This window comes from Natranaerovirga pectinivora, from assembly GCF_004342165.1.
Taxonomy (GTDB): Bacteria; Bacillota; Clostridia; order Lachnospirales; family DSM-24629; genus Natranaerovirga; species Natranaerovirga pectinivora.
This window is the reverse complement of sequence record NZ_SMAL01000002.1, coordinates 453,039-471,558: the sequence shown is the minus strand read 5'-3', so window position 1 is coordinate 471,558 and position 18,520 is coordinate 453,039. Positions and strand designations below refer to the sequence as shown.

The window sequence follows — 18,520 nt, the reverse complement described above, 5'->3', positions numbered from 1 at the left end:
TTTTTAATAGTTTACAAATTAATAAGTTTAAATTATAATATTATTGAAGAAACTCACACAATTTTTATAGATGTGAGAGGTGAAGTACAATGAAGCCTAAAGTAGTTTTCGTCAGAGAGTATATTCGTTTTAGAAACGGTAAACTCGAAACAGTGTGTAAGCACTTACGATCAATGCCTAACCGCTAAAAAACTAACTTCCCCAAATATAAAATGGCTAGGGTCAAACTCTCAAAAAACTTGCTACTAGCCAACCGTTGTGTGAGTGGATTCCTCTATAATTCTATATTTATTACATAATACAATTTTTAGAACTAACTTTGTCCTATTTTACAGTCGATCGACGTTGCAATTTACCTACACCATTAAATAAATCACATTCACAACCACCATAAAACAAGTACTATGTATATACTTCCCTCTTATCTCGTCGCTACTATCCTTATCCATTACACCACCAAGAAACACAAGGGTAATAATAAAAAACAATATACCTATAGCAACTCTCATTATATCATCCTCTCCATCAGTTCAACGATAACCTTTAAGTACTCTTCTAATGGCTTAATCCTTTGCTCAAGTCTACTATCCACATCAAGAATAACCTCTTGGAAGCCGTCACAATATAAATCCTTTATCTTATCAAATAATTCTTCATTACTTACCATAATCTTCTACGTCCATTCATAGTTATAAAATCAACTACATATTCTTCTCCTAGGTTATATAATAAGCTTGTCAATAACCTCACATCTATTGCATCCTCAATGTATATGTTAATTTTTTTACTTCTTTTTTCTTCTAGTAAACTTTTAAGCCCATCATTAAACTCACTATGCTTTTCGATAACTAATTCAATTGCTTTTTCTTCTGTATTAGCCATAACTAATGCACTAGTCCATCCATAATCAACTTCATATAAATTCATATTATCTATCCTCCGCTTTCTTCTTAAAAAACATGTTCTTAACATCTAAAAAACATCTCACATAATCATTGTAATCATCATCATATTTCATAGCTTCTACAGCTTCCTTTAACTCTGGACTGTCCTCAAAAAAGAACATAAGTGTACCATCAACCTTATCTAATTTAATTACCTCGAACCCTTTTTGAACTAAATACGCTACATTGTACATGTTATATACATAATATAAATTTTCCATTATCCTATTCCCCTTACGCCATCACATTAATAATTTCTATTTCATATAAATCTTCCAATGCATCCAACTCATCACATAAGTACTTATACTGTTCTTCTAAGTCTCTGATTGTAGACATATGTCTCTTAATAGCCTTTTTCTTAGATCCCACTAATACCGCAACTTCTAAATCGACTTTACTTTCTTCAATCATTTTAGTTGTTTCCAACATGGAATCTTCCACAGCTGCTAAACTCCTAGAAATATAATCTACTCTGCATTGTACATCATAGTCTGCTTCCTCTAAGTATTCAATTAAACTAACCTCTTTAGTTGTTATCTTGTTATTACTCATTTCTAATTTAACCATTATACTCTCCCCTTGTCTCCATAAATACTTTTGTATAATTCCAAATTTCTAATTTTATTAAAGTCTGGTACACTAAAATCATCAATTTCCTTTCCAATATCTAATGCACACCAAAACTCAACTAGATCCCAGTTGTTTTCTATCCAACTTAGGATATATTCTTTAGTCTCCATCATAATATTTTTAGAAACCATCTTGTCAGCTAGGGACATTTTTTTAAAATCGTTCCCGCTTCTTGCAATAATATCATCTATTATTTTATTGTATCTGTCATTCATTTTATCTCACCTACTCTTTTAATAGTTCTTTCAATTTTTCTATATGCTCATATATCTCTTCGTGCTTATTGTCAATTCCTGCCATATTAATAAACTTATCTAGTCTACTATTAACTTCTGCAAATCTTTCTCTCATAACCTTGCTAATTCCCTTGAATATTCTTTGTTGTATTATTTCTAACTCTTCTTTTAATACATCCCTTGTTACTGCTCCATCTACACTTTTAGGAACATTAACCTTAACTTTTTCAACTACCTCTTCCTGCTTATTAGTTTCTTTTACGTCTAACTTAGTTTTAATTTCTTGCAATTTATTTTCCAACATATTAACCTCTCCTTTTTAACTAATTTAATTTTCTATACCTTCTATTGCCTAGTTCCTTTAATCTTTTATTACTTACCTTTAGATATTCTTGTAACATTTCTTCAAAATTCTTCATTTATGTAAATCAACCTTTCGATTTTGAAATTAAATAGCAGAGTATCAAGTCCGCCCTCTGCAATGGCTATGTTGTTATACCTTATCTTTACTTCCGAGGCATAACTTGAGGTAATTAGCCTGTTCGGATGTATACTTATTATGTATACTCACATTTTTTTCTTGATATAGGAGGACTGATCGGACTTGAACCGATATCAAAAATGTGCAAAAAATTCCCAAATAGATTATGACAAAAACTCAAATTGCATTCAAATAAGAGTAATGTCATTTAATAAAGATGTTAGTTTTAATATTCTGGTCCCAAAACTAACCAAAAAGGAATATAAAATGATAGAACAAAAAGACGAACAATGCTATATTTAACGTCCCACATTTACGCCAATAAGGGACATATGTATTTAAACTTTCTTACTATATTTCACTTCATTTTTTCTAGTAACTGCAAAACTAAATAAATCATCTTTATTGTATTTGTACCAAGTTCTCCCAGTAAATGTATTATGCTTTTCAATTAACGTAAAAAATCCCTCTAATACAGAAGGATCATAATTAATGCCTAATAAGTTACATATACCTTTTATATCTACATTCTGAACTGGCTCAATACCTTTGTCAGTTACCCATAATTTACTTTTTATATTTAATGATTTTTGACCTAGTAAAAACTTTTCTTTGGTTAATTCTTGTTGTGCTTCATATACCTCTGGAAGTTCTAAAACATCAACTAAATACTTTTTATTAGCTATATTGTCATTCTCAAAACTTGAGTAAAATCCAAGAAATGCACTATCTGGCAATAATAAAGTAGCTGCCTCAAGTTTAGTCTTAGGCTTTAACCCCAACAAACTATATATTAATAACAAAGTATTCAAATTATACTTCTGAAAGTAGTTAAAAGGCGTTATTCTGTCCATTATATTCAAATTTATATCATTCTTATTATAATAATCATCTTTATTTAACATTACTACATGATTGCTTATACAATGTATTGTAGGATGGCTCAAATCAATTCCCACAACTGGAAATGAATCATCTATACCAAGTTTCCGATATAATCCATCTCTAAAGTCATAGAAGTAACCTATTTGAAACCTATTAGGATATTTATCCATTAACAATATAGCACTTAACAAGCTATCGCAATCATCTGTGATAATTAAATTAGCCTTAAAATCATCATCATAAAACCAACCATTTTCTTTCTTGATTCTCTCTAAATACTCTTTTTTCATTTCTCTGGAATTTATTACTTCCGCACACTCTCTCTAATTTATCCAAGTACAATTCCTTCACATCCCTTCACACAATTATATTATTAAGATTTGCACTAACAAACCTCATTAAATGGGGTGGTTCTACCACCCCTATAAATTACTACTACCTTAATTTTTTATTGCATTGAACAACTACGCAACCTCTTTAATCTTTTTAGACTTCTTCATTACTTCAATCTGTTCACATATTTCCATAAACTTTAATGTATCTTTATGACTTAATCTATTAGGCAAATCAACTCTCACATCTGGAAATAAGTAATATACTTTATTTGTATTAGTTTCTAAACCTACTTCCAACTCTTGTATGTCCATTAGCTTTAAATGTGCTATTACATTCGTGTCATATAATTTCATTAAACTCCCCCTATTTTTAGCAATAAAAAAGAGCATCCACCTGGACACTCTATGTGTTAATTATATTAAGTTTTATTAAATTCTAATCCTGTATTGCAGTCACAACACCATTGTCTAAATACACATATCTATTCATACTATATACCCACTGTTCTCTAGTTCCATATTGAGTAGTGGTACGATTTACTTTTTGTGGTTCGCCCCAAGTCGAATCTTTAACTTCTTGGGCAGTCATACCTATTTGAGGTGGGGTCTTTGGTTGTATAATTTTTTCTGTTTTACTCCTAGTGTACCTTCTATATAATTGATCATTTTTCATCCATCTTAATTGATTTACATATTCCGTAGAGCAATCTCTATGTGCGATTTTTAAATAATGTCTTCCCAGTTGTATTTTACCACTTTCTCTTGTATGATAAGACATTCCAATACTGACAATTTCAGTGTAATTCCATCCTTCAATTATAATTTGTTCGGTTGTCATCCCATCGCTAAATTCCCAAAAACCTTGTGCACTTATTAAAATATTTAAGTTGTTTAAGTAAGTATTCACACCTTTATTACTAGATATGCTTTCAAATAGTCTTTTTGCATATTCAAACCTACCCAACTCATAATACTCCTTAGCCAATTCATACTTAGCATCAATACTCATTTCGTCTACATCTTTATATCCTTCTAACTCAATAAACAATTCAAGAGCTTTATCCCACTCTTTACTCTCATAATGCCCAACAGCCATTTCATATTTCTGACTATTTTCAAGTGCCAAAGTTTGAGCAGCTTTTTCTTCTTGACTTGTACAACCTGCTAAAAAAACAAATACACACAATAATACTATAACCCTCTTCATATATAACCCTCCATAATTTGAATATATAATTAGTACAATTAATTAAATTCTATCAAATAACTTGTTGAATTACTATACTAAAGTAAATAAATTTAAAACCTTAAAACCCACTACCGCCTTCCCAAGCTATCGCTTGTCCAGTTGGTCACGTTTCACAAGCTAAAGCTTGTTCACGTGGAATATATTTAAATTTATATACTATACTGGGGGGGTTTTTCTAATATATATATGTATTAGAGAATCCCCCCTATTTTTCAAGCTATGTACTCACCATTTTTATTTCCCTTATGATCATCAAACCATTTCTTAGCATAACTATTTGATTTTCTTACTTCTTTTAGTGCTTCTTTGGTTAATCCTGACTCTCTTGCAATTTCACCAAACTTAATTATTCTTCCTCTATTTTTACTTTGCTTCTCAGTCCATTCTAAAAATACCTGTGGATTAGTTTTTTCTTTATTTCTAGGTGGTTTTTTATTTTTAGTCGAATGTTTAGCCATTTCCTTATCTATTTGATCTGGCATAAACTTCTTGTAATTTGTCTTCAGTTTATCTCTTAAACGTGTAATATAATCAGTATAATCATCACTAGCAAATATATAAATTTTACACACTTCTTCATTGCTAAACTGTCTACATTTAATTCTCATTATATTTTGCTCTGTGTCAACGAGGATTTGACTTTTCATGATATTACACATAGCTATATTAGTGAAAAAACCCTTTTCCAAACACAACAACTCTTCAATTTCTTTCTTTATAGTATTATTATCTTTTATATTCCAATCCTCATTTTTCTTATTTAGATATATATATGTTTGCAAATATACTGTATCAGCTTGCCTATTGAAGCCAATATGTGCCATTACTTGTTCTTCTTTCCAATCATTATTACCTTTTATATTTCCAAAATAAGCTAACTTATTCGTGTTTAACAACGTATTAAAGCGTTGGAATATACCTTTTTTCTCACCATACGTTGCCACAAAGATATCATTTTTAAAATTATCATTAATCCATTTGGAAATAACATCTATATAGTAATTCTTTTTAAGTAGCGTTAGTTGACTAGTACTTACAGGGATATGGTATAAATTTATATCTTTAATTTTTTTAGTATCATTTATTTGCACTATATTAAATTTTTGTTTATCAATATCATAATCTTTATCATTTAAAGCAGTCGCATCAAAGATATAATATTTAAACTTGTCTGTTTCAAACTTGTCAACATTTGATTCAATAAGAATAAAATTTCTTGTGTTTTCTTGATCTTTATTTTTTTTATTTACAAACAAACAACCATCTGTATATATTTGCTTCAATCTTAATACATTATCATAAATTGTAGAACTGACATTCTCCTGCAATATATCAAAAAACTCTTTATCTACTTCTTCATTATACAAAAGTGTTTCTTTAGATTTTTTAAACCACATCACATCATATTTAGAACTATAATCCTTTTTTATTGCATTTAATTCATTCTCTATTTTATTGAATGTGTCCATCAGATAATTCTTCTGTTCGCTTTCAACACAATTATCTAATGCTATTCTTATATTAGAAATGAATTTTTCATTTATTGTAATAGGATTAAATAAAATTGGTTTTTCGTCTATTAAAACAATTTGCCTAGTTCCATTATTCCAATTATATAATTGATCTCTATCTTTTTTACTCATTCTAAAATATTTTTGTGTAGAAATCAAAACTATAGGGTATTTTTGTTGCTCCCTTAACTGGTCAATAAATTCTTCTCTGCTTTTGCTTTCAGTATTCTCTTTATCATATTTCATAAAATAACATCTATCACTTATTTCTTCATGTTTATCTATTTCTTCAAGTCTATCCAATCTATCTGTTACAACAATAGCACCATAGTGATCCAATTTATCTTCTCTAGTCAACTCTCCCCAAGCTAAATAATTATTGACTAAATTACTCAATAATGCTTTTATCAATGCACTTTTTCCTATCCCACATCTAGCAGTGATAACATCAACTTTTGATTTGTCCTCATTATCATAAATTCTATTAGTAACTTTTGTTGCAAATTCAATTTGCTTATTATGTACTTTACTATGCTTACTTATATATTGGGCATAATCTTCTATAGTATCATGAATCTTCAATTCTTTTTTAGACTTATTAATTTCAATATTATTGTGTTTAAAAATACTCAATTAATCACTACCCCTCTTTAATTCTTTAAATTATAGTTTTATAAAATACTGCAAGTGCCTCAAATAACTCAGGAGTTTTGGTATATTTATAATTTCTTACCCCATCAATTCTCTTAACAAATACATACTTAATTCCCTTGTTAGCAAGATAATCAACTTCATCAAGAAATTGTGTGCAATATTCTTTATCCCATTTATTCAACTAATATTTCCACCCTTTCAATTAATAACTAGCCAAAAGAGGGAATGCCCCTCTATTAGCTGTTAAAATGTAGTATCCAAATCAAAGTACGCATCCGCCATTAAATCTCTGATTTGCTTAGCATTACTGTATCGTTCATTAAGTATTCTCTTATCAAATTCTAATTTTGCATCTTTTAATAGTTCTGTGCATGTTTCCATTGTTTCATCTACAAAACGATAAATCATATGTGCTTGTCCATATGTCAACTTAATATCTGTTGTATCTTTTTCTGTAATTCCTTCTTCTATAACTCTGATCGCTCTTTCTTCGTATGTTTCCATATTAAAAGCCTCCTTCAAATTTTTCATTTTCTTCATATAATAATCCGATTAACTTTTCTGCATCATTAATTAAAATTCTTGTTACATTTTTAGTAAGTTCATTTTCTATGTGTGGTAATTTAATTTTTTCATTTTCTACATACGTTTGTAGCATATAGAACAGATCATTAACTTGTCCATATGTAAGGGTGATTTCAGATAAATCATCTTCTGTCAAACATCCTTCTTCAAGTTCTACCTCATTGTTGCCATTAATTAATTGTAACCATTTATTAAAACCATTAGTGCCTTTTCCATAAGGACACCCTTCTTTCCAGTACATATCTACTACAGATTCAGCTAGACTATTTATTTCTTTTTTAATTTCTACATTTTCCATTTGCGATACCCTCCTAAATTTTAATTTAATTTTTAACTTCTCATTCCACTGTGGAACGAAAATTCTCACTCCATGGGAAAGTTCTACTTTCCCAATACCCTCTGCATACAAGTCGAACCTTAATACCTAGTCACTCAAAGTGACCTCAAACTGTTCTAAATCTAAAAACAAATAACTTTTCGCATTACCTCTAATATTATTAATTTTAAACTCTTTCCCCACGTAATCTTCAATTTTACCACCCACTACATGCGAGCTCTGCCTATGGATACTACCGATATAATCATCTTTAACATAGATAGCGGGGTAAATATTATCTTTTAATTTAATTACAACATTATTATCTGCAAGCTTTTTCCTTATATCTGGAGATTCTAGTCTCGCCCCATCTTTAACCATAAACTGCCATATCTTACACTCATAATCTTTTAATAAAGGAAGCTCATAGTTCTCATCTATACAACTAGTACTTTTCTTATTTATATAAATTTCTTTTTCAATAATGTTAGTCGCATAGGTTTTATCTTCTACTTTATGTACTTCTGTTCGCTTACCATCTATATCTAATATGTTCCTAAACTTATCTACATGTTGTATATTTTCTGGCAAACTAACTAATTTAAGATTAGTCTTAATTTTATTTTCTTTTTCTTTTGCATTTTCTAATAAGCCATATGGAGCTACTATCCAAGGAAATAAATGGTTTTTATTTTGGTTAATACCATATTCATTTTTATTTTTGCTTAGTTCATATGCAATTGTTACGCAAGCAGATGCTAGTATAGAAGGATTAATAACCTCTTCATTAATCTTATTAATTTTTTCCTTAATTTCTAATGCTTGTTTCTTAATTTCTTCTTGTTCTTCTTTTGTACTTTCTAAATATTTTGCTTTTAACTCTTTGGATTCCCTATATAAGCTATTTATTTCTTCATTCCCACAAATTTTATTAGCAACTTTAATCGCATTATTTCTTGTACATTCGTAGAGTTCTCCATACATTGCTTGTATAAGTTTACGCTCATCTTTTATACTTTGGCTATTACCTTCACCAATTTTACGCATTTCCTTGTCTATCTCACCTTTTTTGGTGGAAAAATTATTGTGTATTGGCATTAGTTCCTTTATTAGCTTACTCATTGTGCCTCTATCATACATTTTTTCGTTGATTAAAATGGTGTGAGGATTCACGCAATCTAAATACGCCTTACTTTCTAACCCTATTTTATTTTGTTTGTTTTCTAATTCTATGGGAAAGTATTTGTTAAATTCTTTTTCTAATCCAAAACAAAACCTTCCTAATGGCGTTCTATGAGATAGTAATTTATAATCAGGTGTGCCATCTATATACTTAAAATAATAAGGCTTTTGATAATATTTTTTTAATCCGTTTGGAATCTCCACTTTTAAACCTGACTTAACCGCATCTATTATCACACCTTGGAAATGTTTTGTTAATCGCACGCCTAAATCATATTTTGACTTATTATCTTCTAAAAAGCTTAATTCTTGTAATGTTGTACCAATGTTAGTTATTTTTCCAGTTAAATCTTGCATCGTAGCTTCTTCTAATTGCCATATGGCATCAAAATCAAATTTTACTGCCTTAGCTGTTGCCTTATCTGCAGGATTAACTTGTATATAATCTTCCTTAACATAATCACCTAGTTTTTTACCTTTATGTACTTCCATATTGGCTGGGAATATGCTTATTTTATCACCATCGAAGTCGCACCCTGACATGCGATCTGCCGTTAAATCATAGCAATTAACTTGGATTACATTATGTAAGTGCTCTAAGTATTCGTTGTTACTTTTTACAAAATTACCTTTATTAACTTCACTAGGATGTGTTAAAGGATAACGGATCATAACTTGTTCGCCCTCTACACCTTCACAACTAAATTCATTTCTACCTAAAAACCCTTTAACTTTACTTTCATCTCTATAAGCTGCCCATTCCATAAACGCAATTATATCACCAGTAATATATAAATTTTGGGATGGTACTCTAATTCTACCTATCATCAAATCTTTATAAAGTTGTTTGCTTTTTTTATATAGAAAGTTTTGTATCTCTTTATCAAAAATTAATTCTTCGTTAATCTCAATTAACTTTTTAACATAATCTAACTTTGTTTCAATTTCTTCTTGATTCTCTGAGCTATCGTATTCTATAATATCTAAAAGCAATTTAACATTTACAACGTCCCCACGCCTTAAAACATTGTCAATTACTTTGCGTTGCACTTTGCTTAGTTCAGCCATATCGTATACATCTAATCCCAAACCATTTAAAGCTTGATAAGATAAAGGTGTATATTTCTTAGGATTATTCTTAGCATAATTGGCTATACCTAGCTTTTTAAATCCATACTTGTCTAATAGTTGGTAGTATTCATCCAAGCTATTAAATAACCATTTCTTAGTTACACCATCATCTTCAAATTGTAACTTAGCTTTAAAACAGCTCTCTGTAGCTATTATGTCTAAATCATCTATATTATGTACACCACCAAAAATATCTGTTATGGTATCTGTTTTTAATACTTCTTTTAAGTATTTCTTAAAATCGAACTTAACAAATAACCCTTTTAAATAATTAAGTCTAAGTTGGCATCCGTTTATGTTTTTTTCGCCTACTTCTTTCTCTATTTGTTGCATAAACTCGAATGACACTAACCCCATACCATCAAAACAATTTATAGTGTTATCCATTTCGCCTACGTTTAACTTGTAACCTAAGCTGTATTTATTTATCGGGATTTCTTTTATTTCTTCCGTCTGCTCTTCTGTATATTTTGGATGATATTTTTCCTTATATTTTCCCACATACTTAAAATTATTTACTTCTTCTAATTTAATTCTTTTACCTTCTTTTTCCCAACCAGTCTCGCTTTTGTATACGCTTCCACCTTGTACTATAGAGTACCCTTTAAGCCTTTTCTGATCATCTCTAATTTCCTTTAACTTTTCTTTTACTTTTTTATTTGTTCTATCTTCGCTTTCTGCTAATTCCATGTGAGCCGCATACTCTTCTTTTTCTGTAGCTGTGGTAGGCGTAAATTCTTCAACCACTTGAACTATTTCTCTTATATTTTTTTCAAAGTCGGGTATGATTGCTATTCTAGGTACTTTATCTATTAATAGAGCACTAGATAACATTAAACCTCTTGTAGTTAGCCATTTACTAGGTATAGTTTTGTTAATTGTCTTGTTTTTGCCTAAAGTAATGTATTCCTCTACAATAGGCTGTAAATCTTCTCTTATGTACAATGTTTTTTGTGTTCGTGACATGGCCGCACTTTTTTCAGCGTAAACGAACTTTTGCTCACCTATATACAACCCATTTTTAACAACTTTATTATATGCACTCACTTGTTCATCATTATCTTTATCTATCCCATGTTTTAAGTAAAACAGTTCTGGTATATCGTTTGGGTTTCCATTTTCTTTGTCCCATTGGTGGATATATTCTCTGTTTTGTAACCTATACACTAAATCGAATACGATATTTTCGCTCATACTGTAAGACACTACATTTTCATTTAGGTAAAATTTATCGTCCTTTACCGCTATATCTGTTTTGAGATTAAATTGTCTTATTTTGTACTGCAACCTCTTTTTTGCCATAATTTATACACCCTCCATTAGTTTGATTTTTTATTTTTTCTAAGTATAGCTGGGCTTGAGATTAAGCTCAGTATCTTTAAACATGTTTAATTAATTATTTTGTTCTATATATAGAATATGTTTATTTGTTGTGATAGTTTCCAACTTTGCCCCTTACACGTTCCATTGTTCTTTTAATTGATTTAAAATTGTCATTTCAACATCCGTACCCCCATTATCTGGGTGGTAGCTTTTAACTAATGTTCTGTAAAATTTTTTTAATGTTTGTTTCAATTCTTGTTGTTGCTCAGTTACTTTTGGAGTTGATAATTCTTCAAATTGGTCTTTAGTCCACTTATTGATTGAATCTTTACGCAATGCATCTCTCCGTTGTTCACAAATTCTTTGTATTTCTATGATTTTTAAAACCAATGCTTCTTTTATTTCTTGCTCAAGTTCCATCTTATTAAATCGATATTCACCAAAATAATTGGACTCCATTGAAAAAATAGATATGCTAGCGCAACTAATATTTTTGAAAACCAAAACTCGTTTATTATTTCTTACTAAAAAGAAGTTATATTTTAAGTCGAATTCAAAAACTTGACCAAAATTTTCTAACACTTCTTCAGTTTCAATGGTAAAATCCGCGCCATATTCTAAGTGTTTTTTATACTTATTAACTATCAATACCTTTTCAGCTTGCCCAAGTTTTTGTTTTTGTTCGATAACTTCTTTTTCAATTTCCTCTATTTGTTCTAAATCCATATCTGCAACAACATTTTCATTTAATGCATCGTTAATATTTTTAATACCCTTGTTAAAATCTCTAATTTTCTGTTTTAATTGATTCGTTTTAAGGTTTTTCACATCATTATTTTCAATAAAATTTTCTCGCTTTTCTTTTTTTATGTCTAATAAGGCAAATATTTTAGTTTGGTTCAAATCCGAAATTAAATTCGGTTTTTGAGAAAATTCCTTATAACATTTAATAAACTTTTGTGCAGTCCTATCGGAAAAATCTACTTTATTAGTTAACCATTTAGTCCATTCACCATGCTCAACTATTTGTTTAGCTGCTATTAAGTTTTTACCAATTTCAAGTATAGATTTTACCGTCTGTTGTTTTTGGTATAATATTTCTTTCTCAATTTTTAATAATTCGGGATTATCATTTTCAATTAATTCTGTTGAAAAATCTCCATAATTCATTTACTGTCCCCCATTAGTTTAATTGATTTTAGTTGTAGGAAGGGCGTTAACCCCTCCTCTTAAAATACAGTTGCATTTTATTCATTCATTATTCTATCTGCTATATTTATTTCTTTTAGTTTTAACTCTTCTTGAAATAAAGCATTGCAACTTTCTTTAACATCTAACATATCTTCAACCTTACTCGGTCTAATTCGATCGTCTAACTTATATTTTTGGAATAATAACTGACAAATTTCCTCTATTTGGCTGTCTGCTAATTCTTCAAACTTTCTTTTTAATGACCTTAAATCATACGCACTATTATAAGACTCTTTTCCCATATCTAGAGCTGTATCTTCTGCTTCATCTATCATGTCAATAATCTGATTTTTTATGCTAATTTCCCTACATAATTCATCAACACAATTGTAATCTCCCCAATCATAACCCTTTTTCTCATCGAAAAACCAAATATTTGTTACATCCACTAATGCTTTAAACTCTTGTACTGTTAAAATTACAATTTTGTTACCATTCTTATTTAATATTGTTATACTTTTTTCCATTCTAATATCCTCCCTAATTAAATTTAACGATATCTTTTACAACATCATAGTTTGTTTTTATTTCTCCTGGATCAGTTTCTGTTTCAATTATTGTTTTAAGTACATCTTTCCTTTTTAATATGTTCTTATAAAAACAATCACAATTCTTTAAGCTAACCGTTTCTACAATAAGATTGAAATTTTCTAATACTTCATCATCTAAGTTGTAATATTCTGCTAGTGTGTCTTTGTCACCCATATTAAAATTAAACTTGTCTGCTAAGTTTTTTTTACTTTGTACACCTAGTTTATCTGTTAAAAATTTAAGTTCTTCTAGGATCCTATCTTGATGCTCCATTGTATAATCCTCATAGTTTAATGCGTCCATTTCTTCTAATACCTCTAATACTTTTATTTCCTCTAAGCCTAATTCGTGTACTCTTGTGTTGTTAAATGTAATATGCATGGTTCTTCTCATAATCTTATCCTCCCTAAATTTAATTTAATTTTTGCATTACTTGTCCTACTTCTTTTAGCCTTGTCCTAATTGTTGCAGTGTCTTCTTCTGTCGCATTGTTTTCTAGTAAATAATTAAGTCTTATTTGTTCCATAGCTTGTAAGAATCCTAGTAAACTACTTATGTTTTTAGCCTCTTCTTTTGTAATTGTAATCATTTTATCCCTCCCTCCATATAATACATAATAAAATTAAAATTTATGTTGACACGCAGAGTTGTATATGCTATTATTACCGTAATAAATGTTACACAATATTACTTCTGTAACATTTTTACAAGTGTAAAACTTATGTAAATACATAGATATAGTGTAAAAAACAACATAAAAACTCTACAGACTATATTTTCAAAAAAGGTATGAAAAGCTAAGGCAGTTCTGACGGCAATCAGAAATTGTCCTATTTTTGCGTTTAAAAATATAGTCTTATTAATAATAACATGGAATTATTTTCTTGTCAACACTTCTATTTTACTTTTTTAATTACCTATTACTTCTCTTCCAAATCTTGCCAAAACAGTTCCTACACTTTTATTTATGTATTTATCCCAATATTCCGTCCAAAATAAATCTATTCTATCCTGATCTTGTCCTACAAATTTTTGGTATAAATTGAACCACCGGTCTGCATACAATTCTTGTTGTTTTTCTGTTTTGTACATTTGTGGAGCGTCTTGTGCTTGTTGTAAAAATTCCTCTCTTGCCATTTCATCACTCATTTTTACCATTGTATTTAACATTTTCTTTTCCCCCTAGATTTTTTGAGTTATTTAAACTCTTATTTTTTAATCGTACTAATACCATTTGATTTTTGGAATCTTTCTTTACTATTACTACTTCTTTTTTTAACCCTTCGTAAGTTGGATTGTTGATCCAAGTCGGTTCGCCATTGTTAAATATAATATCACCTCTATTCTTAATAATTATGTTTTATAATGTATATTTTATAATGATAAGGTTATAATATCACACTGGAATTATAATGTCAACATTATATTGTAAAAATAATTATAAACTGTTATAATGTACACATAGCACATATAAAAGGAGTGATATCATGATAGAAATAAAAATTAAAGAACAATTAGAAAAACAAAATAAAAACATACAATGGCTTAGTCTAGAAGCAAAAATCCCTTATCCGACATTACACAAATTAGTTAATAATAAAACTGAGTCAGTTAAATTTGGTTTCATAGAAAGGATTTGTCTTGCATTAGATTGTACTCCAAATGACATAATACAAGTTAGTCCTGATCCTCAACTTACCCTTTTTGAATAGCAACACATAATAAAATTAAAAGCTAAGGGTATATAAACCTACCCTAACTCCTTTAAAATTGATTCTAGGGTAATATACGTTGATTTAAGGCAATAAACAGCTATTTTGAGAGCGTCCATTAGGGATGCTTTTTTTGTTGTGTAGATATATTTTTATAGCTGTTTAATTTTATTATGTGTTTCTTTAGCTTACGACATTAAAGCACATACCCACTCTCTAAAAATAAATTCGAGGCTGTAAACCCTTGATTTTCCTACTGTAAATATTTGGAAATATACGAATTAGGGACTTTAAAATGTGACAAGGTACAATTTATGTAGATAGATATAAAAATCGATTCTAGGGGCAAATATGGGGCATTGTTGTAAATGTATTCTGCTTGACGATATGTTTCTTTATTTCCAAATCCAACATCATTTGCCACTTGATGATTTGTATTAAGGTTTGCAAAATTTTGTAAACCTTGTCCACCTTTACTCATGTTCTCTTTAGCAATCTTTCCATACTCATCCTTCAACTTCTCAGCCCACTGCATTTTCTCGCTAAAACTCAGGTGTTGAAGTTCTGGGATAAGTGTGGTTAGTTTTTTGTAGTCCTGAAGTTGTTGTTTAGAAATTCCTAATTCATTAGCTAAATCTGACTGTTTTGCTAGAGTAAGATTATCTGACTCAACCCAATTCTTTTGCTAATTGTTTTTGCTAAACCAAGATTATCTTTGTTTACCAAAAATATATTGAGTTTTGCTTGTGAGATTATCTCGCAAGCTATGTTTTATATCAATGTCTAATTGATTTGATAAGTCAGATTGCTTTATCAATGAGGAATTATTCTCGCTTGATGGAGATAATCTCCATTAAGCACCTTTTGAGATTTCAGATTGGAATTATTCAAATCTGATTTTCGGTTTCACCCATTTTTAATCCCATACAACCTTTCCAACTCCACAATACATCTACCACGTTGAATTAATCAGGTGAGTGGGAGTAACCTGTTTTCCGTATACATACAAAAAACCCTTATATCTCTACAATATAAAGGTTTTTTCTGTGTATAAGGTATGTTATAATTAATCTAATCAAACTACATTTATAGGTCTTACTACCTATATCCAATTTACACCATTTCTTTAGAAAGGGTATGATGTGGAGATCTAAATGGCCTAGTAGTTATTAATGACTGATCTTTTTTTAATAATCCTGCCACACTATATATTTTAGTAATTTCAATGCTTTCATCAAAGGTTAAATCAGGTAATATACTTGGAATTCTTTTTGCCATCATCGTTTTTCCTGACCCTGGTGGTCCTATAATAAGTATATTGTGCATGCCCGCTGCTGCTACCTCTAATGCTCTTCTTACATTTTGTTGTCCTTTTATATCAGAAAAATCTAATTTATAATCCATTCCTTTTTCAAATATATTATCTAAATTAACTTTTGTAGGTTTTACTTCTTGTACATTATTCAAATAATCAACGGCTTCCTTTAATGATTCAACACCTATAATATCAACTTGCTGAACTACTGCTGCTTCTAATGCATTTTCTTTAGGAAGTATACATCTTTTATACCCTTCTTTATGTGCTGTATATATGATAGGCAAAATCCCATTTACCCTATTTATTTTACCATCTAAACTTAACTCTCCTAGAATCAATGTTTTATCTAAACTACCTTTATTAATAATTTCTAAACAATTTAGTATACCCACAGCAATAGGCAAATCAAAAGAAGGACCTTCTTTTTTTATATCCGCTGGAGATAAATTAACTGTAATTCTTTTAATTGGAAAAGTATATCCAGAGTTTTTTATGGCTGTTCTTACTCGTTCTTTGGATTCTTTTACAGATGAATCTGGTAATCCAACAAGATCAAAACCTGGTAATCCATCACTTGTATCAACTTCAACATTTACAATAAAACCATTAATTCCAAATAATGCACCACTTAAAACTTTACTAAACATTTTACTTTTCCCTTCTTTCTTTGACATCTTGTCTGACTATTTTATTCTAGCATAGATTAATAGCCAAAAATTGTCAAGAAACGATTTAAGTTTTTTACAATTAACCTCCCCTTGAATTTTTCCTCAGAACATAGATAATCTACCTTTTAATGTAATTTCCAAATCCTTGGAAGCAAGTTTGCAATTTACATTTTCATAGTAAAAGGTAGATTATAAATACTTTAATAAGTACTTATATCTACCTTTTGTTTAATGTCCTTTATTTACATCCGATTGACGCCACTTTTCTACATTCAAAAAACTACCTTCTCTTGGACTCGTAACACCGTAAATAATTTGGCTATGAGCTATTGCATATCCCATAATACTACCTATAGTAGCTGGTACCCCAAGTTTTAATCCAACCATTTCTACTAGCATAATTGATGCTGCAATAGGTACATTAGCAATACCCGCCAAACTTGCAGCCATCCCTGCAATAACAAGGGATGAACCTAAACCTGGGTCTAAATTGCCAATAAGTGAGGATACTGTATTTCCTGCTAAGGCCCCTATAAATAGTGCCGGTATTACTAACCCTGCACTACCACCAGATCCTACACTAAATGATGTTGCTAATATTTTCCCTACTAACAAAGCTAACAAAATTAAAATAGGAAAGCTTTGATTAATCATCTCTTGAATAACACTATTGCCTGCACCTGCTGCTCTTGGCACTAAGTAAATAATCAACCCTGTTATGATTCCACCAAATATAGGATGTATTTGCTTATAAGGTAAGGTTTTAAAAACACCTTGAATTCTTTTGAAAACTGCCATAAAAATTAGAGCAAAAATCCCAGCCATAATCCCAGCTAAAACAAAAAGTGGTAAATTATAGACATTAGGTAAATAATCTGGAATCGTAAACAAAGGCAAGGATGTTGAAATCATACTGTATATTACAAAACCGATTGTCGAAGAAAGCATTGCAGGAAATAAGTCTCCATAATTTAAAGTCGTTCTATATAATACTTCTACAACAAAAATCCCACCACCTAATGGAGATCTAAATATTGCACCAACAGCACCAGCTGCACCACAAATCGCTAACCTTCTTTTATCTTCATCATTAAAAAAGTTTTTAATGAATGGTATTCTAGAAACACCATCACCTAAACTACTGCCCATTACTAACATTGGTCCTTCTACTCCACCACTGCCCTTAAATCCAATGGTTATTGCAGTAGCAATTAGTTTGCTAAACAATGTAGGGAATTTTAATACTTTATTTTTTCCATTAACTTCTGCTAAGTAAAGGTCTGTACCAAAACCTGCCGCATTCTTATCCTTTAGATAGATAATAGATACAAGAGTACCTCCAATTATTGGGGCCAACCACAATGGAAAGTAATTACCAATAGAAGTTACATACTCAATAGAGTACTTTAAGGCAACTGCAGAGAGTCCGCCGCCAATACCTACTAGAGTTGCTACTACTAACCATTTTGTCATGTATTTTCCTACGTATTCAAATATATTTTTCATAAATTACTCCTTAGTATGCAGATAATCAGTCTATATTTTTCAAGTTCTTATTATTATGTCATACATCGA

General features: G+C 29.9%; 24 protein-coding genes. 1 reads left to right on the top strand and 23 read right to left on the bottom strand.

Annotation, left to right across the window (positions count from 1 at the left end; all coding sequences use genetic code 11):
- Positions 1 to 356: 356 nt before the first annotated feature.
- The 20 genes from EDC18_RS14515 to EDC18_RS04520 all read right to left on the bottom strand — a co-directional run bounded on the left by EDC18_RS14515 (position 357) and on the right by EDC18_RS04520 (position 14,417).
- Positions 357 to 509, bottom strand: a complete 153-nt coding sequence (locus tag EDC18_RS14515) for a hypothetical protein (RefSeq protein ID WP_165878479.1) — start codon at positions 507 to 509, stop codon at positions 357 to 359.
- Positions 509 to 667: a hypothetical protein gene (locus EDC18_RS14510; RefSeq protein WP_165878478.1), complete on the bottom strand. Its 159-nt coding sequence runs from the start codon at positions 665 to 667 to the stop codon at positions 509 to 511. Before EDC18_RS14510 ends, EDC18_RS14515 begins: the two co-directional genes overlap by 1 nt.
- Positions 661 to 927 carry a hypothetical protein gene (locus EDC18_RS04595; protein WP_132250744.1) on the bottom strand — a complete coding sequence of 89 codons (267 nt, stop codon included), beginning with the start codon at positions 925 to 927 and terminating at the stop codon, positions 661 to 663. Before EDC18_RS04595 ends, EDC18_RS14510 begins: the two co-directional genes overlap by 7 nt.
- Before the next feature lies 1 nt (position 928).
- Positions 929 to 1,165, bottom strand: a complete 237-nt coding sequence (locus EDC18_RS04590) for a DUF5659 domain-containing protein (RefSeq protein ID WP_132250742.1) — start codon at positions 1,163 to 1,165, stop codon at positions 929 to 931.
- Positions 1,166 to 1,178: 13 nt separating this feature from the next.
- Complete coding sequence (locus EDC18_RS04585; RefSeq protein WP_132250740.1) at positions 1,179 to 1,514, bottom strand: hypothetical protein; 336 nt, start codon at positions 1,512 to 1,514, stop codon at positions 1,179 to 1,181.
- Positions 1,514 to 1,792 (bottom strand): hypothetical protein, encoded by a 279-nt coding sequence (locus tag EDC18_RS04580; protein ID WP_132250738.1) that lies wholly within the window; start codon positions 1,790 to 1,792, stop codon positions 1,514 to 1,516. Before EDC18_RS04580 ends, EDC18_RS04585 begins: the two co-directional genes overlap by 1 nt.
- 10 nt (positions 1,793 to 1,802) lie before the next feature.
- On the bottom strand, positions 1,803 to 2,117 hold the full coding sequence (locus tag EDC18_RS04575) for a hypothetical protein (protein WP_132250736.1): 315 nt from the start codon (positions 2,115 to 2,117) through the stop codon (positions 1,803 to 1,805).
- 515 nt (positions 2,118 to 2,632) lie between these two features.
- Positions 2,633 to 3,469, bottom strand: coding sequence for a hypothetical protein (locus EDC18_RS04570; RefSeq protein WP_132250734.1), 837 nt, complete (start codon positions 3,467 to 3,469; stop codon positions 2,633 to 2,635).
- Positions 3,470 to 3,643: 174 nt separating this feature from the next.
- Positions 3,644 to 3,868, bottom strand: a complete 225-nt coding sequence (locus EDC18_RS04565) for a hypothetical protein (protein WP_132250732.1) — start codon at positions 3,866 to 3,868, stop codon at positions 3,644 to 3,646.
- A gap of 82 nt (positions 3,869 to 3,950) precedes the next feature.
- Complete coding sequence (locus tag EDC18_RS04560; protein ID WP_132250730.1) at positions 3,951 to 4,721, bottom strand: outer membrane protein assembly factor BamD; 771 nt, start codon at positions 4,719 to 4,721, stop codon at positions 3,951 to 3,953.
- A 254-nt stretch (positions 4,722 to 4,975) separates the two neighbouring features.
- Positions 4,976 to 6,907, bottom strand: a complete 1,932-nt coding sequence (locus tag EDC18_RS04555; protein WP_132250728.1) for a hypothetical protein — start codon at positions 6,905 to 6,907, stop codon at positions 4,976 to 4,978.
- A 25-nt stretch (positions 6,908 to 6,932) separates the two neighbouring features.
- Entirely contained in the window at positions 6,933 to 7,109 is a 177-nt protein-coding gene (locus tag EDC18_RS14505) for a hypothetical protein (protein ID WP_165878477.1), read from the bottom strand.
- 62 nt (positions 7,110 to 7,171) lie between these two features.
- A complete protein-coding gene (locus EDC18_RS04550; protein WP_132250726.1) occupies positions 7,172 to 7,432 on the bottom strand; it encodes a hypothetical protein in 261 nt (86 codons plus the stop codon).
- Position 7,433: 1 nt separating this feature from the next.
- The gene (locus tag EDC18_RS04545; RefSeq protein WP_132250724.1) at positions 7,434 to 7,811 is read right to left on the bottom strand and encodes a hypothetical protein; all 378 of its coding nucleotides are present in this window, start codon (positions 7,809 to 7,811) and stop codon (positions 7,434 to 7,436) included.
- Between the two features lie 126 nt (positions 7,812 to 7,937).
- A complete protein-coding gene (locus tag EDC18_RS04540; RefSeq protein WP_132250722.1) occupies positions 7,938 to 11,444 on the bottom strand; it encodes an RNA dependent RNA polymerase in 3,507 nt (1,168 codons plus the stop codon).
- A 153-nt stretch (positions 11,445 to 11,597) separates the two neighbouring features.
- On the bottom strand, positions 11,598 to 12,635 hold the full coding sequence (locus EDC18_RS04535) for a DUF3102 domain-containing protein (protein ID WP_132250721.1): 1,038 nt from the start codon (positions 12,633 to 12,635) through the stop codon (positions 11,598 to 11,600).
- Positions 12,636 to 12,712: 77 nt separating this feature from the next.
- Complete coding sequence (locus EDC18_RS04530; protein WP_132250719.1) at positions 12,713 to 13,183, bottom strand: hypothetical protein; 471 nt, start codon at positions 13,181 to 13,183, stop codon at positions 12,713 to 12,715.
- Between the two features lie 13 nt (positions 13,184 to 13,196).
- Positions 13,197 to 13,640 carry a hypothetical protein gene (locus EDC18_RS04525; protein WP_132250717.1) on the bottom strand — a complete coding sequence of 148 codons (444 nt, stop codon included), beginning with the start codon at positions 13,638 to 13,640 and terminating at the stop codon, positions 13,197 to 13,199.
- Positions 13,641 to 13,659: 19 nt separating this feature from the next.
- A complete protein-coding gene (locus tag EDC18_RS14500) occupies positions 13,660 to 13,836 on the bottom strand; it encodes a hypothetical protein (RefSeq protein WP_165878476.1) in 177 nt (58 codons plus the stop codon).
- A 320-nt stretch (positions 13,837 to 14,156) separates the two neighbouring features.
- Positions 14,157 to 14,417 (bottom strand): hypothetical protein, encoded by a 261-nt coding sequence (locus tag EDC18_RS04520; RefSeq protein WP_132250715.1) that lies wholly within the window; start codon positions 14,415 to 14,417, stop codon positions 14,157 to 14,159.
- Positions 14,418 to 14,734: 317 nt separating this feature from the next.
- Here EDC18_RS04520 and EDC18_RS04515 point away from each other — a divergent pair, with 317 nt between their 5' ends.
- A complete protein-coding gene (locus tag EDC18_RS04515; RefSeq protein WP_132250713.1) occupies positions 14,735 to 14,959 on the top strand; it encodes a helix-turn-helix domain-containing protein in 225 nt (74 codons plus the stop codon).
- A 253-nt stretch (positions 14,960 to 15,212) separates the two neighbouring features.
- Here the strand turns inward: EDC18_RS04515 and EDC18_RS04510 are convergent, their stop codons facing one another.
- From EDC18_RS04510 to EDC18_RS04500, 3 genes are all read right to left on the bottom strand, one after another.
- A complete protein-coding gene (locus tag EDC18_RS04510; protein ID WP_132250711.1) occupies positions 15,213 to 15,476 on the bottom strand; it encodes a hypothetical protein in 264 nt (87 codons plus the stop codon).
- A gap of 596 nt (positions 15,477 to 16,072) precedes the next feature.
- Positions 16,073 to 16,924: a YifB family Mg chelatase-like AAA ATPase gene (locus EDC18_RS04505; RefSeq protein ID WP_165878475.1), complete on the bottom strand. Its 852-nt coding sequence runs from the start codon at positions 16,922 to 16,924 to the stop codon at positions 16,073 to 16,075.
- 249 nt (positions 16,925 to 17,173) lie between these two features.
- On the bottom strand, positions 17,174 to 18,451 hold the full coding sequence (locus EDC18_RS04500; RefSeq protein ID WP_132250708.1) for a chloride channel protein: 1,278 nt from the start codon (positions 18,449 to 18,451) through the stop codon (positions 17,174 to 17,176).
- Positions 18,452 to 18,520 lie beyond the last annotated feature (69 nt).